The organism is Streptomyces sp. NRRL B-3229 (assembly GCF_000719505.1).
GTDB lineage: Bacteria > Actinomycetota > Actinomycetes > Streptomycetales > Streptomycetaceae > Streptomyces > Streptomyces griseorubiginosus.
On record NZ_JOGP01000026.1, the window covers coordinates 153757 to 167611 of the forward strand.

The following is a 13855-nucleotide window of genomic DNA, read 5'->3' on the forward strand; positions in this document are numbered from 1 at the left end:
CGAATCGTGGGTTGGTCACCGCCACCCGGGCGAATCAGCCCTCCGGGTCGACCAGCGCACGGGCGTAGTTGGCCATCGACCGCTGGTAGCGCGGCAGATGCGGGGCGAGCGCGCCCAGGACCAGGGACAGGCCCTCGCGGTCCCGGCCGAGGCTGGACAGGCACAGCGCGAGCGTGGCGCGTACCGCGTCGTCCAACTCGTCCGACGGGCCGTCCAGTTCGGGGGTGAGCAGCTTGACGCCCTCCTCCGCCTGCCCGATGTTCCGCAGGGAGCTGGACAGTTGGATCTTCGCGCGCCGCCCCTTGTATCCGGACAGCCCGCCCGCGAGGGCCTCCCGGTACAGCGGGGCCGCCTTGTCGGAGTGCCCCGTCGAGTCCCACGCGCAGGCCCGCTCGAACGCACCGAGCGGACTGCCGTCCGGCAGCTCGGCCACGAGGGCGTCGATCACCGCCCGGAACTCGGCCGCCCGCTCCTCCGGATACTCGTCGAAACTCGCCCAGGCGGCGTCGACCCGCTTTTCCCAGTCCTCGTTCACCGGCACACTTTCGCACATCCGTATCAACCGTGACACCGGGATTTGAGCGTCCCGCGCCCCGCAGCCGTATGGGGGAGGACGGACCCCCGCCGGGGCCCGTCCGACGCGACCCCGTGACCGGAGGAACACATGAGGTTGACCCGACCGATGCTCGCGCTGACCGGAGCGGCCGCGGCGCTGGCGCTGGCGGGCTGCGGATCCGGCGGTGACGCGAAGGCCGCAGCCGCGGTGCCGTCGGCGGCGACCGGCAGCCTGGAGCACCTGGCCGCCGAGGTGAAGTGCACGCCCAACATCCAGATCGACGCCGACGAACTGCGCCAGGCCGTGTGCAAGAAGTCCAAGGACGCCGACGGCAAGTTCATCCTCGCCACCTTCGCCACCGACCGCGGCCAGCGCGAGTGGATCAACGGCGCCAAGGACTACGGCGGTCACTTCCTGGTCGGCCGCAAGTGGGTCGCCGTCGGTGACACCACCAAGACGGTGACGGTGCTGCGCAAGACGCTCGGCGGGGACATCGAGGAGGGCGTGGACCACTCGAAGATGGGCGGCGGCGCCTCCCACTCGTCCCACTGAACCGCTCCGCCCGCTGAACCGCTCGGCCCACCGAGCTCAGGCACACGAGAAAGCCGGCGGTGAGGGATCCTCACCGCCGGCTTTGTCATTCAGTCACGCTGTCACTGGCACTTCTTGCCGGTGTTGATGCAGTTGACCATCTTGTTCATCAGGTTTCCGGAGAAGAAGTTGATGAAGTCGTTGTGGTCGGTGATCGGCTTGTGCAGGTTCTCCGGGAAGGTGTCCACCGCGTAGGGGTTGATCACCTTGCCGTTCTGGAGCTTCGGGGCCGGGACGTTGTAGACGAGCCGGACCTGGAGCTGCGGGATCGCCTTGAAACCGTTGGCGCAGGAGCCGTCGCCCTGGACGAACGCCACGTGCGTACGGTGGTTGGCGCTGTCGATGTTCTTGCCGTCCCAGCAGCTCTGGAAGTTGGTCGTGCGCACCACCTGGCTGCCCTGCGGGCAGATCGGGTACTTGTCGTGCAGCTGGACCTTGTTCTCGAAGCCGGTGCAGGACCAGTTCACGTTGGCGTTGGCGTTGCCGTTGACGAAGGCCTTGGCGTCACCGGTGATGATGCGCAGGGCGGTCGGCATCGCGACGACGTTGCCCTTCTTGTTGCCGACGAACTTGATCTGCGCCTGGGAGGCCTGAAGGATCTTGCCGACGTTGCCTTCCTTGCCGCCGCCGTCCTTGTTCTGGTCGAAGTCCTGCGTGCCGTTCTGGAGACGCAGCACCGGCCAGAAGTACGAGGACTTGTCGCCCTGGTTCTGGCAGCTGCTCTGGGCGGCCGCCAGTTCCTGGTCGCTCGCGAAGGCGTCGTTGGACTGGTTGCCGACGTAGTCGTGCAGGTGGTGGGCGCCGTTGGCGACACCGGGGGCCACGATCACGTTGTCCGTGTTGTGGTTCTTGTTCCCGTTGGTGCCGCACTTGGTGATGAAGACACCCCGCGAGCCCGAGTTGCCATTGGCCGGCAGACCGTTCTGACCGACACCGAGCTGGGCGTTGCCCTGGACCTTGGTGATGTCCACGAAGTCCGACGCAACCGGGCCGTTGCCGCCCTGTCCGCCGTTGCCCTGCTGCTGACCGCCCTGCTGCTGGCCGCCGTTCTGCTGGCCGCCGTTCTGCTGACCGCCCTGCTGCTGGCCGCCGTTCTGCTGCTGGCCACCACCGGCGTTGCCGGCGTTGGTCTGCGGGGCCGCGTTCTGCGTGGTGCAGGCCGCCAGCTGGCTGAGCGAGTTGTCGAACTGTCCCCCGACCCGCTGGATGTCGATGCGGATCCGGTCGATCGTGGCCGCCCGCTTCTCCTTCAGGGGGCCGACGATGGCGTTCTGGACGAAGCTCGCGTCCTGGGCCTGGGCCTGGCGCGACGAAGCGAGCCTGGCGTAGGCCTCGGTGATCTGCTTGTCGAGGTTCGCCAGCTCCGCGGCGACGCCGTTGCGTGCCTGCTGCGGCACGTTCGTCAGCTTCTGACCGACGTCCGGGCACGAGATGGTCGCCACCTGCGCGGCGGCGGCCTTGGTCTGGTTCTGCTGCCAGCCGTTGTTGTTCGACTCATGCGCGGATGCGTAGAAGTTCGCCCAGATCAGCCCGCCCCCACCGAGCGCTAGGGCCGCCGACGCGGCTATGGCCTTGGTGGCCATCGACGAGCGGCGTTTACGTGTATTGCGTCCCATGGAACTCCTCTGACTTCCTTTTTCGGGGCTATCGAGGCGCCCGACAGGAGTGAAGCGGCGCCATCCCATACGCACGCCGTCCCAGGGGTGTTCAGTCGCCTCACAAACAAATCAGAGGTTTACCTGGTCTTGGTACATCAACAGCCTCGTGAGCAGCAGGAGTTACAGAAAATGAGGAGCTGCTCACCGGCCCCGGTCGAGGAACGCGAGCACCGCGAGCACGCGGCGATTGTCGTCGTCCGACACCTCAAGGCCCAGTTTGGTGAAGATGTTGGCGGTGTGCTTGGCGATCGCCCGTTCCGTCACCACGAGCCTGCCGGCGATCGCCGCGTTGGTCCGCCCCTGCGCCATGAGGTCCAGCACCTCCCGCTCCCGGGGCGTGAGCCGGGCCAGCGGCTCGTCGTCCGCCGCCCGCCGGGTCAGCAGCTGCTGGATCACCTGCGGGTCCATCGCGGTACCGCCCGCCGCCACCCGCCGCACCGCGTCCACGAACTGCTCGGCGTCGAACACCCGGTCCTTGAGCAGATACCCCACCCCGCCGCTGCCGTCGGCCAGCAGCTCACGCGCGTACAACTGCTCCACGTGCTGCGAGAGCACCAGCACCGGCAGCCCGGGTCTGGCCCGCCGGGCGTCGAGCGCGCACTGGAGCCCCTCGTCGGTGTGCGTCGGCGGCAGACGTACGTCGACCACCGCGACGTCCGGCTCCAGTTCGGCCAGCGCCCGGGCCAGTTCGGGCCCGGACTCGACGGCCGCGGCGATCTCGAAGTCATGTGCCTCGAGAAGCCGTACCAGCCCGTCCCGCAGCAGGAAGAGGTCTTCGGCTAGGACAACGCGCAAGGAATCTCCATGGTGACCATGGTGGGGCCGCCCGCGGGCGAGCTGACGGCCAGGACGCCGTCGAATGTACCGAGCCGCCGCTCGATCCCGGAGAGTCCCGAACCGGCCGCGATCACCGCACCGCCGCGGCCGTTGTCGGTGACGACGATCCGCAGCATCTCCTCGGCGTGATGCAGGTCGATCCAGATCCGGTCGGCGCCCGCGTGCTTGACCGCGTTGGTGAGGACCTCGCTGACCGCGAAGTAGGCGGCCGACTCCACCGGCGCGTCCGCCCGGCCCCCGAGGTCGACGGCCACCTCGGTCGGCACCGGCAGCCGCAGCGCCAACGCCCTTACGGCGTCGCCCAGTCCGCGCTCGGCCAGCACCGGCGGGTGGATCCCGCGCACCAGGTCGCGCAGCTCGGCGAGTGCGTCCACCGAGGACTGGCGGGCCTGGGCGAGGAGCTTCTTCGCCTGGGCCGGGTCCTTGTCGAGGAGCGCCTCGATGGTGCCGAGGTCCATGCCCATGGCGACCAGCCGGGCCTGCGCCCCGTCGTGCAGGTCCCGCTCGATGCGCCGCAGTTCGGCCGCTGAGGTGTCCACCGCGTCCCGCCGGGAGTCGGTCAGCACCCGCACCCGCTCGGCCAGTTCGGTCCTGCTCGGGGCGAGGAAGGTCCGGGTGAGGGTGAAGTGCGCCTGGAGCAGTCGGGGGGCGTAGAGGTAGGCGAGGGCGAGCAGGGGGAGGGCCAGGGCACCCGCGGCGAGCCCGGACGCCTGGTCGGTGACGTGGACGAAGCCGTACCAGTAGCCGTCCACCTCCGACAGCGGCTGCCACAGCCCGGCCGCGACCGCGAGCCCCTCCAGCGGATAGAGGACCAGCACCGCGGGCAGCAGCGCCGTCACGTACCCGGCCGTCATGTCGACCTGGAGCCAGCGCAGATCCCGCCAGGTCGCCGGGTCCCGCAGCAGGGCGTAGGTCCGCGCCCAGGTGTTGGCGCCCTCCGGTGCCGGCCGGTACGCCGACGGGATCGGCACCCCGCCCCACTCGGCCGCGAGCACCCGCCGCCAGTCGGCGAAGGCCCGCACGCCCTTCACCGCCCACGGGGTGGTGTACGCCCCGACCCCGATCGGCACGAGCGCGATGGAGGTCAGGGTCAGCACGGACAGGAGCAGCGCCCCCGGCAGTGTCACCAGCGTCAGCGCGAGCCCCCGTACGGCCGCGAGGCCCATGGCCCGCGCCCTCGTGCCCCAGCTGCCGTTCACCGTCTGCATGGTCATGGCGTCAGTCTGGTCGAGGCGGAGACGGGGGTCACTGGGTCTGGCCGCCCTGCCCGGGGGTGGTGCCAGGTACACCCCGCAGACGGGTCGCACCGCTTTTACACCGTGAGACGCGCCACAGCACCACCAGGTAACACGGGGTTCACATTCGAGCAATGGTCGGGAAATCGCCTGTTGACAGGCTCGCGCACATCGAGAGGCGGCGTTTCAGTGCCGCAGCGTCGCAGCACCCGCAAGTGCGCCCAGACACACCCCCGAAGGATGTGGCCCGTGAGCTTCAAGGCTGAGTACATCTGGATCGACGGCACCGAGCCGACGGCCAAGCTCCGCTCCAAGACGAAGATCCTCGGTGACGACGCCAAGGGCGCCGAGCTGCCGATCTGGGGCTTCGACGGGTCCTCCACGAACCAGGCCGAGGGGCACTCCTCGGACCGTGTGCTCAAGCCGGTCTTCTCCTGCCCCGACCCGATCCGCGGCGGCGACGACATCCTCGTGCTGTGCGAGGTCCTCAACATCGACTTCACGCCGCACGAGTCCAACACCCGTGCCGCGCTGACCGAGGTCGCCGAGAAGTTCGCCGCGCAGGAGCCGATCTTCGGCATCGAGCAGGAGTACACGTTCTTCAAGGACGGCTACCCCCTCGGCTTCCCCAAGGGCGGCTTCCCGGCCCCGCAGGGCGGCTACTACTGCGGTGTCGGCGCGGACGAGATCTTCGGCCGTGACGTCGTCGAGGCGCACCTCGACAACTGCCTCAAGGCGGGCCTCGCGATCTCCGGCATCAACGCCGAGGTCATGCCCGGCCAGTGGGAGTTCCAGGTCGGCCCGGTCTCCCCGCTGGAGGTCTCCGACCACCTGTGGGTGGCCCGCTGGCTGCTCTACCGCACCGCCGAGGACTTCGGCATCTCCGCGACCCTGGACCCGAAGCCGGTCAAGGGCGACTGGAACGGCGCGGGCGCGCACACCAACTTCTCCACCAAGGCGATGCGCGAGGGCTACGACGCGATCATCACCGCCGCCGAGTCCCTGGGCGAGGGCTCCAAGCCCCTCGAACACGTCAAGAACTACGGTGCCGGCATCGACGACCGCCTGACCGGCCTGCACGAGACCGCCCCGTGGAACGAGTACTCCTACGGCGTCTCCAACCGCGGCGCCTCGGTTCGTATCCCGTGGCAGGTCGAGAAGGACGGCAAGGGCTACATCGAGGACCGCCGCCCGAACGCCAACGTCGACCCGTACGTCGTCACCCGCCTGCTCGTCGACACGTGCTGCTCCGCGCTGGAGAAGGCCGGCCAGGTCTGATCCGCACCGCGCTTCCCGAGGGGCGTCCACCGACCGGTGGGCGCCCCTCGGCGCGTTGTCAGTGGGGCGTGCCATGGTGGGGGCATGGAGAACGACGGGGGCTTGGCCGTCAAGGTCGAGACGGAGTACGGGGAGAGGCTCACCGGAGTGGGCGAGCCGCGACTGCGCCGGCTGGTGCGGCGGCTGGGCATGAGCGGGGACCGCTGGCTGGCGGCGCAGCGCATCCCGGACGTGCCGAACGTGTTTGCGCAGGTGTGGCACGAGCAGGGCGGGGACTACCAGCTCGAACACCGCGCGGGCGGGGACGGCCTGTTCGGCACGCGCCTCACCGACCCGGACCGGGTGGCCGCCCTGCTCACGGCCTGGGCCCGGCAGGAGGAGGGCTGGGACGGGGGCCTCGTCTGGAAGCCGGTGGACCTCGGCCCGGCCGAGGAGATCCCCGACCTGCCGCAGGACATCCGCGAGCAGGTCGAGGAGCGCGTACGGCTGCTGCTGCGCTGCGGTTACGACAACCGGGCCCGGCTCACCGAGGACGCCGAGGAGTGGCTGGTCGACGGCGAGGAGCGGCCCGTGTCCCGGGCACAGGCCGGAGAGCTGGTGGACCGGCTCTGGCTGGAGCGGCTCGGCGAGATGGAGACCTGGCCGAGCACGACCGACCCCGATCGGCTCACCCGCGCCTTCGAGGCCCTCAACACCCGCGGTGTCACCGCCCGCGAGAACTTCACCTGCTGCCGCACGTGCGGCACCGCGGAGATCGGCGCCGAGCGCGCCGAGGGCGACCGCGGGTTCGTCTACTTCCACACCCAGTGCACCGAGAGCGCCGCCGAGAGCCGGGGACTGATGCTGCTCTACGGCGGCTTCGACGGCTCGGCCGAGACCACCAGGGCGGTCGGTCACGAGGTCGTGGCGGCACTGGAGGCGGCCGGCCTGTCCGCGGTCTGGGACGGCGATCCGGACAGGGCGATCGAGATCAGCCCCCTCGACTGGCGCAAACGCCTGGTGGGGTGAGGAGAGCCACATCGATTTCACGCCAAGGAAGCGTCCAAGCAGTGAGAGGAGACTCCTGTTACGGGCCGGTGTCTGCTTCAATGAGCTCATGGCCAGCTTCCAGAAGTACACCGCGACGGGTCGCCATGACCTCGAGCCCTTCTGGCCCTCCCGTCAGCACCATGACTTCGACCGGGTGTGTTGCCGCGCGATGAACGCGCCGGCCCTCTAACGCCGTACACCCCGGCCTTCGGCCAGCGCGCAGTCGACGTTCGTCTCCTGTTGACTTCCTCGCGCGAAAGAGCTGACCTCTCATGGCGACCACTCGTTCTCTCTCCACCGCCACGCTGACCTCCGCCCAGAACGGCACCGCCCGCCATCGGCTGCGAGCCGTCGACCGGGACGAGGTCATCGACGTCGCGGACTTCCTGCCGCCGGGCGCCACCTGGCTGCCGGCCCCCCAGCACGCCCTGCCCACGCTGCCGGGCCAGCCGCCGATGATCGGCTACCTGGTGCTCGTCCCGGCCGACCAGCAGCCGCCCTTCCTGCCGGTCGCGGTCCCGGACCGGCCCGAGCCCGTCGCCGACGAGACGGCCGCACCGCTCGTGCGCATCGACACCGTGCAGCGCACCGCCGCGGTCAACGGTGCGGAACTCGACCTGACGTACCTGGAGTTCGAGCTCCTCGCCCACCTCGTCCAGCACCCGAACCGGGTGCACACCCGCGACCAACTGGTCACCACGGTCTGGGGCTACGGCCACGTCGGCGACGGCCGTACCGTCGACGTCCACATCGCCCGACTGCGCCGCAAGCTGGGAGCGGACTTCCGCGGCGCGATCCAGACGGTCCGGCGGGTCGGCTACAAGTACACCCCGCCGACCGGCAACTGACCCTCTGCCGAGGGCAGATTCCCGTACCGTCCCGACAGTTCGCGGGGCACAGTCACCGGTATGAGACTTCTCCTGCTGGGTGGCACCGAGTTCGTCGGCCGGGCCGTCGCCGAGGCGGCCCTGGCCCAGGGCTGGGACGTGACCGTCTTCCACCGCGGCCGGCACGCACCCGGGCCCGGGGTGCGGTCGCTGCACGGTGACCGCACCGCGCCCGACGGCCTCACCGCCCTTGCCCAGGGCGGCCCCTGGGACCTGGTCGTCGACACCTGGTCGGCGGCGCCCCGCGCGGTCCGGGACACGGCACGGCTGCTGCGGGGCCGTGCCGACCGGTACGCGTACGTGTCGAGCTGTTCGGTGTACACCTGGCCCCAGCCGGCCGGATACACCGAGGAAGCTCCCGTGGTCGAGGGCGCCTCGGCGGACGCGGACACGACCGACTACGCCCGCGACAAGCGGGGCGGCGAACTCGCCGTCCTGGAGAGCTTCGGCGCCGACCGCTCCCTTCTCGTACGGGCCGGCCTGATCCTCGGCCCTTACGAGAACATCGGCCGCCTGCCGTGGTGGCTGGGCCGCATCGCCCGCGGCGGCCCGGTCCTCGCCCCCGGACCACGGGACCTCCCTCTCCAGTACGTCGACGTGCGCGACTTGGCGCAGTGGACACTCGGCGCCGCCGCCGAGGGGAGGTCCGGCCCGTTCAACGCGATCAGCCCTCCGGCCCACACGACGACGGGCGCGTTCCTGGAGGCCTGTGCGACGGCGACGGGCTCCGACGCCGAACTGCGCTGGACGGACCCGGACGTCGTCCTCGACGCGGGCATCGCCCCCTGGACCGACCTGCCCGTATGGGTCCCACCGGGCTCCGACCTGCACACCACCCTCCACGGAGCGGACACCTCCCGGGCCGCCGGGGCGGGCCTGCGCTGCCGCCCGATCGGCGAGACGGTGTCGGACACCTGGGACTGGCTGTGCGGGATCGGCGGGGTGGCACCACAGCGACCGGACCGACCGGTGGTGGGCCTGGCCCCGGAGAGGGAGGCGAAGGTACTGGCGGGTCGTCCGTAGGGTCGGTCAGCTTGGGGGTGCCGCGCCTCGGGGGGCCCGTGGTGCACCTGGTTCACCGGTCCCGCGCTCGGGGCCCTGTGGTCCACTGGTTTCACCGGTCCCGCGGTTGGGGGCCCTGTGGTGCACCTGGTCCCGCGCGGCCGGTGAGCTCAGCCCTCCTCGGCTGCCGCCGCGTCCCGCACCCCCTCCAGGAACCCCCGGATCGCCGCCCGCTCCCGCTCGTCGTACCCCTCGTACAGTTCCACCGTCTTCCCGATGAGGGGCCCGAAGAAGGCCTGGCCCAGCTCCACCGCCTTCTCGTCCACCTCGACGACCACCTTGCGCCGGTCCTCGCGGCCCCGCACCCGCCGCACATGACCGCCCCGCTCCAGCCGGTCGATCAGCGAGGTCGTGCCCGCCGAGTTGAGCCCGAGCAGTGCGCCCAGCCGTCCCGCCGACATCTCCTCGTCCGCCCGGGAGGCGTCCATGAGGGCGATCAGGGCGCGGACATCCGTCGGGTGCAGGGCGTTGCGGCGGGCGAACCGGGCGCTGTGCAGGCCGAGTTCGACGGTCACCGCGCGCAGCAGATGGACGATCTCCAGCTCTGGCCCCTGGGACGCCATGGGCGGCCTCCGTTACTATCTCGCTCGTCGAGTGTCTTGCTGAGCGAGATAATACGGGCGAGTTGATTACGGGGGGATCGATGCGCGGATTCGACGCCGACGCCTTCGAGGCGGCCTACGACAAGGTGATGGCGCGCTGGCCGGCCGACCGCGAGGTGCTCCGGGTGCCCACCCCCTTCGGTATGACCTACGTCAACGTGTGCGGCCCGGCCGACGCGCCCCCGCTCGTCCTGCTGCCGGGCGGCGGGGGAGCGACCTCCGCCTCCTGGTACGCCCAGGCCGCACACCTCGCCCGCAGCCGTCGTGTCCTCGCCGTGGATCTGCTCGGCGCCCCGGGCCGCAGCTCACCGGCCCCCGACCGTCACCCCCGTACGGTCGCCGACCTGGCCGCCTGGCTGGACGCCCTCCTCGACGAACTCGGCGTCCCCGAGGCCGACTTCGGTGGGCATTCCTACGGCGGCTGGATCGCCCTGCACTACGCCCTGCGGGCTCCCGACCGGATGCGCCGCCTGTTCCTCCTGGACCCGACCCAGTGTTTCGCCGGGTTCAAGGCGGCGTATCTCCTGCATGCCCTGCCGATGCTGCTGCGCCCGACTCCGTCCCGGGTCCGCGCCTTCCTGGAGTGGGAGAGCGGGGGAGCCGCACCGGACCCGGACTGGCTCCGGCTCCAGGAGGCGGCCGCCGGTTTCCCCGCGACGAGGCCGGTGACCGGCCCGCGCCCCGCACCGGACGCACTTCGTGCCCTGAAAACGTCGGTCCTGCTGCTCGTGGCCGCGAACAGCAGGACCCATGACGCCGATGGCGTGACAGTCCGGGCGGCCGGACTGCTGCCGCGGGTGGAAGCCGTCTTGGTCCCCGGCGTCTCCCACCACGCGCTGCCGCAGTCCGCGCCTCCCGAACTGGCGTGCCGCCTCACCGAGTTCCTAGGCGAATAACCTCACCCCACCTTCTCGATCACGGCCCGGCGGATGAGGAACTTGCCGGGCTCCCGTACCTGTTCGAAGGCCGCGTTGTTGAGCAGCGCGCAGCTGCCGGAGACCGAAGTGACCCGCACCGTCGTGGACTTGTTGTTGTCCAGGTTGGTGACCTTCAGCTTCGTGCCGGCCGGGAACTGGTTGCTGGACGCGGCGGGCGCGCCGCCCTCACCGGACAGGGTGACGGTCGAGCCCTTGCACACCTGCTGCCCGGAAGCCGCGTTCCCCGCGGCGGGTGGGGCCTGGGGCGCGGCGGGCGCCGATGCGGATGCGGCCTGGGAAGGCTGTCCCGCGGCGGCCTGGGAGTCCTGAGCCGACTCCCCGGCCACACAGCCGGACGCTTCCTGCTGCACCTTGATCTGCGCGATCACCGCTTCCCGGTTGGCGATCCGGGCCGCCGACTGGGCGTCGGGGTTGGCGCGTTGCCCCTCGATGAACCGCTGGTTGTTGCCGAGCGCGGTGGCGAGGCCCTTGCAGACGGTCGACTCCGCGGCCGTCTGCGGGCTCGCGGCGTTCGAGGTGGAGGCCATCACAAAGGCCCCACCACCCGCCGCCACCGCCGCGCTCACCAGCAGCGCGACCTTCTTCTTCGTGCCGAGTGTTCTCCTGCGCGACATGCGCGCCTCCTGAGAGCTAGGGGAGCGTACGCCGCTATGTACGAGATACCGAACGAGGTTACTCAGCGGTCACGGGAATCGGCTGACGTAACCTGCGTCACACTCCGCTATTTCCTGGCCAGGGCGTCCCGTACGGCGTCCTCGGTGCGGGCGACCACCGCCGAACCGTCGTCCGCCGTGATGATGGGCCGCTGGATGAGCTTGGGGTGCTCGGCGAGCGCGGCGATCCACCGGTCCCGCGAACTGTCGTCCCGCGCCCACTCCTTGAGCCCGAGCTCCTTGGCGGCGGCCTCCTGGGTGCGGGTGATGTCCCAGGGTTCGAGCCCGAGCCGGTCGAGCACCCCGCGGATCTCGTCCTCGCTCGGGACGTCCTCCAGGTAGCGGCGGACGGTGTACTCGGCACCCTCCGCGTCAAGCAGGCCGACCGCGCTGCGGCACTTCGAACAGGCCGGATTGATCCAGATCTCCATGCCGCTCACGGTACCCGGAAACCCAATCTCCACCTGCGTCACAGCACCCCCGAAAGCCCTTGTGGCCAGGGGCTTTTGTCAGTGCCGGGCGGTAGAATAAAACCAGTGTTCGAGGGCGCGGCCGGGACCCCGGCTCCCGCCCTTACCGCGACAGGAGGATGCCTGTGCCCGCTGCCGCACTGAAGCCGAAGCCGTTGCCCACCCAGTCCACCGCGAAGCACCCGGTGCTGCTCGACCTTCCCTACGCCCCCGTGGAGAAGCGCCCGTTGCCGCCGGGCCGCCCCCGCGAGTGGTACGTCAGCCACAACCGCCGCCTCAAGGCGATGCGGCTCGCGATCGCCCTGCTCGACTCCGGCGTCTACATGCCGAACCAGGCCCGCAACGAGACGATCCGCGACACCGCGGAGACGATCGGCGTCCACCCACCGTCCGACACCACGTGCCACATGGTCCGGGCCCTGATGCGCTACTCCCGGTGACCTCCGACGCCGGGTGCCGTCCCTCGCGGGGGCACCCGGCGCTTCGGTGAGCGGGTTGGTGCGGACGGTGGGGCGCTCCAGGTCTGCTCGGCCGTCCCGGACAATCGACGCCCTGGGCAGGCCAGTTGACCCCGTCACCTTGTCCGCCCTGGATCAGCCAGCCGCCAGCCGCCAGCCGCCAGCCGCCAGCCCATCGGCCGTCAGCCGCCAGCCCATCGGTGGTCAGCCGCCAGCCCATCGGCCGTCAGCCCGTCCGCCGTCAGCCCATCGGCCGTCAGCCCGTCCGCCGTCAGCCCGTCGGCCGTCAGCCCGTCACGCCGTTCGCCCCGCTCCGCGTCCCCTCGGCCAGTTCCTTCTCCAGTGGGGTGCGGAAGCGTGGCCTCACCCAGGTCGCCCCCACCCAGCCGCGCAGCCGGGCGGCCTCCCGCGTGATCGCCGCCTCCGCCTCGCGGCCCACGCCCTCCGTGTCCAGCAGCCGCCAGACGATCTCCCCGTCGACGCGCTGCCCCCAGCCACCCACCACCCGCCCGTTCCACCACACCGTCGGCCCCACGTTGCCGCTCCGGTCGAACAGGGCGGGCCGCAGCGCGGGGGCCAGATACCAGTCCCGCTGCTGCCAGCCCATCGCCGTCGGATCGAGCCCGGGAAGCAGCGCGGCCCAGGGCTCCGCAGGCTCCGCGACCGGACCGTCGTCGCCCTCGACGACGTATGCCGGCCCCTCGTCGACCGTCACCGCGACCGCGCGGATCGCCGTGAGCGCACGGCGGACGTCGGAGACCTTCCAGCCCGTCCACCACTTCAGGTCCGCCTCGGTCGCGGGACCGCACACGGTGAGCCAGCGCCGCAGCAACTCGGCCTGGGCCCCGGCCACGTCGAGTTCGGGATGCGGCGGCGCCACCGCCCAGCGGAACTGCGAGGACATCCAGGAGCCCAGCGGCCGCCCCCGCACCACCTTGCCCTCCACGCCGAGCACCCGCAGCAGCCGCGACGACACGGTGTGGACGCCCTCGTAGCTCTTGCCGGCCGCGTACACGAACTGCTCCTTCAACCGCGGCTCGTCCTGCGCGAGTTCGGACGCCGTCGCCTGCCCGCGCCGGGCGAGCGCGGCCAGCGCCGACTCCTCGACCTCCTTCAGCCAGGCCGCGTCCGGGGCCCCCGCCTTCGCCATGTCCTTGATGAGCGCGGCCCGTTCACGCGCTGCGACCGTGAGGCCCGTCGAAGCGTGCACGACCGCGGCCAGTTCGGTCGGGAACGCGAACACCGTGTGCCGCATGCCGTGCATCCGCACCAGCGTCCGGTCCTCGTACAACGCCCGCTCGGTCTCCGCGACCGTCCCCGAGGCGTCCACGAGCCGAGCCCCCACCGCGAGATAGACGGTCGCGGGATCGGACCCGTGCAACGCGACCAGCGCCTCACCCACCTCCTCCGGCGTCCCCACCCGCGCCTCCACGGCCAGCTGCTGCCGCAGCCCCAGCCGCGCACGCCGCTCGCCCACCCCGACGTACCGCACCGCATCACCCAAGCCCATACGGCCCATCTTGACCGACGCCACTGACAACGCGCCCCCGATGCACACGTCACCCGATCGCCGTACTCCACATGCGCCCGCCCCACCCCCG

General features: G+C 71.0%; 15 protein-coding genes. 7 read left to right on the top strand and 8 right to left on the bottom strand.

The window, feature by feature from the left end; translation table 11 throughout:
- Positions 1-34 precede the first annotated feature (34 nt).
- Positions 35-553 carry a tetratricopeptide repeat protein gene (locus tag IF54_RS0132775; protein WP_030325441.1) on the bottom strand — a complete coding sequence of 173 codons (519 nt, stop codon included), beginning with the start codon at positions 551-553 and terminating at the stop codon, positions 35-37.
- Between the two features lie 111 nt (positions 554-664).
- On the opposite strand from IF54_RS0132775, the gene IF54_RS0132780 reads away from it, so the two are divergent.
- Positions 665-1108: a hypothetical protein gene (locus tag IF54_RS0132780; RefSeq protein WP_030325444.1), complete on the top strand. Its 444-nt coding sequence runs from the start codon at positions 665-667 to the stop codon at positions 1106-1108.
- 101 nt (positions 1109-1209) lie between these two features.
- On the opposite strand, the gene IF54_RS0132785 is transcribed toward IF54_RS0132780, so the two are convergent.
- From IF54_RS0132785 to IF54_RS0132795, 3 genes are all read right to left on the bottom strand, one after another.
- Positions 1210-2763 carry a DUF1996 domain-containing protein gene (locus IF54_RS0132785; RefSeq protein ID WP_030325446.1) on the bottom strand — a complete coding sequence of 518 codons (1554 nt, stop codon included), beginning with the start codon at positions 2761-2763 and terminating at the stop codon, positions 1210-1212.
- Between the two features lie 183 nt (positions 2764-2946).
- Entirely contained in the window at positions 2947-3600 is a 654-nt protein-coding gene (locus IF54_RS0132790) for a LuxR C-terminal-related transcriptional regulator (protein ID WP_030325449.1), read from the bottom strand.
- Positions 3585-4856: a sensor histidine kinase gene (locus tag IF54_RS0132795; RefSeq protein WP_030325452.1), complete on the bottom strand. Its 1272-nt coding sequence runs from the start codon at positions 4854-4856 to the stop codon at positions 3585-3587. Before IF54_RS0132795 ends, IF54_RS0132790 begins: the two co-directional genes overlap by 16 nt.
- A gap of 270 nt (positions 4857-5126) precedes the next feature.
- On the opposite strand from IF54_RS0132795, the gene glnII reads away from it, so the two are divergent.
- The 4 genes from glnII to IF54_RS0132820 all read left to right on the top strand — a co-directional run bounded on the left by glnII (position 5127) and on the right by IF54_RS0132820 (position 9094).
- On the top strand, positions 5127-6155 hold the full coding sequence (glnII, locus tag IF54_RS0132800; RefSeq protein WP_030325454.1) for a glutamine synthetase: 1029 nt from the start codon (positions 5127-5129) through the stop codon (positions 6153-6155).
- Positions 6156-6239: 84 nt separating this feature from the next.
- Entirely contained in the window at positions 6240-7163 is a 924-nt protein-coding gene (locus IF54_RS0132805; protein WP_030325457.1) for a DUF6891 domain-containing protein, read from the top strand.
- A 293-nt stretch (positions 7164-7456) separates the two neighbouring features.
- On the top strand, positions 7457-8032 hold the full coding sequence (locus tag IF54_RS0132815; protein WP_030325459.1) for a winged helix-turn-helix domain-containing protein: 576 nt from the start codon (positions 7457-7459) through the stop codon (positions 8030-8032).
- A 60-nt stretch (positions 8033-8092) separates the two neighbouring features.
- A complete protein-coding gene (locus IF54_RS0132820; protein ID WP_030325462.1) occupies positions 8093-9094 on the top strand; it encodes an SDR family oxidoreductase in 1002 nt (333 codons plus the stop codon).
- A 149-nt stretch (positions 9095-9243) separates the two neighbouring features.
- On the opposite strand, the gene IF54_RS0132825 is transcribed toward IF54_RS0132820, so the two are convergent.
- Complete coding sequence (locus IF54_RS0132825) at positions 9244-9696, bottom strand: MarR family winged helix-turn-helix transcriptional regulator (RefSeq protein WP_030325464.1); 453 nt, start codon at positions 9694-9696, stop codon at positions 9244-9246.
- 80 nt (positions 9697-9776) lie between these two features.
- Here IF54_RS0132825 and IF54_RS0132830 point away from each other — a divergent pair, with 80 nt between their 5' ends.
- Positions 9777-10631 (top strand): alpha/beta fold hydrolase, encoded by an 855-nt coding sequence (locus IF54_RS0132830; RefSeq protein ID WP_030325466.1) that lies wholly within the window; start codon positions 9777-9779, stop codon positions 10629-10631.
- A gap of 2 nt (positions 10632-10633) precedes the next feature.
- Here the strand turns inward: IF54_RS0132830 and IF54_RS0132835 are convergent, their stop codons facing one another.
- A complete protein-coding gene (locus IF54_RS0132835) occupies positions 10634-11287 on the bottom strand; it encodes a hypothetical protein (RefSeq protein WP_030325469.1) in 654 nt (217 codons plus the stop codon).
- Between the two features lie 107 nt (positions 11288-11394).
- Positions 11395-11757, bottom strand: a complete 363-nt coding sequence (locus tag IF54_RS0132840) for an arsenate reductase family protein (RefSeq protein WP_030325471.1) — start codon at positions 11755-11757, stop codon at positions 11395-11397.
- 164 nt (positions 11758-11921) lie between these two features.
- Here IF54_RS0132840 and IF54_RS0132845 point away from each other — a divergent pair, with 164 nt between their 5' ends.
- Complete coding sequence (locus IF54_RS0132845) at positions 11922-12236, top strand: hypothetical protein (protein ID WP_030325473.1); 315 nt, start codon at positions 11922-11924, stop codon at positions 12234-12236.
- 304 nt (positions 12237-12540) lie between these two features.
- On the opposite strand, the gene IF54_RS0132850 is transcribed toward IF54_RS0132845, so the two are convergent.
- Positions 12541-13764, bottom strand: a complete 1224-nt coding sequence (locus tag IF54_RS0132850; RefSeq protein ID WP_030325476.1) for a winged helix DNA-binding domain-containing protein — start codon at positions 13762-13764, stop codon at positions 12541-12543.
- Positions 13765-13855 lie beyond the last annotated feature (91 nt).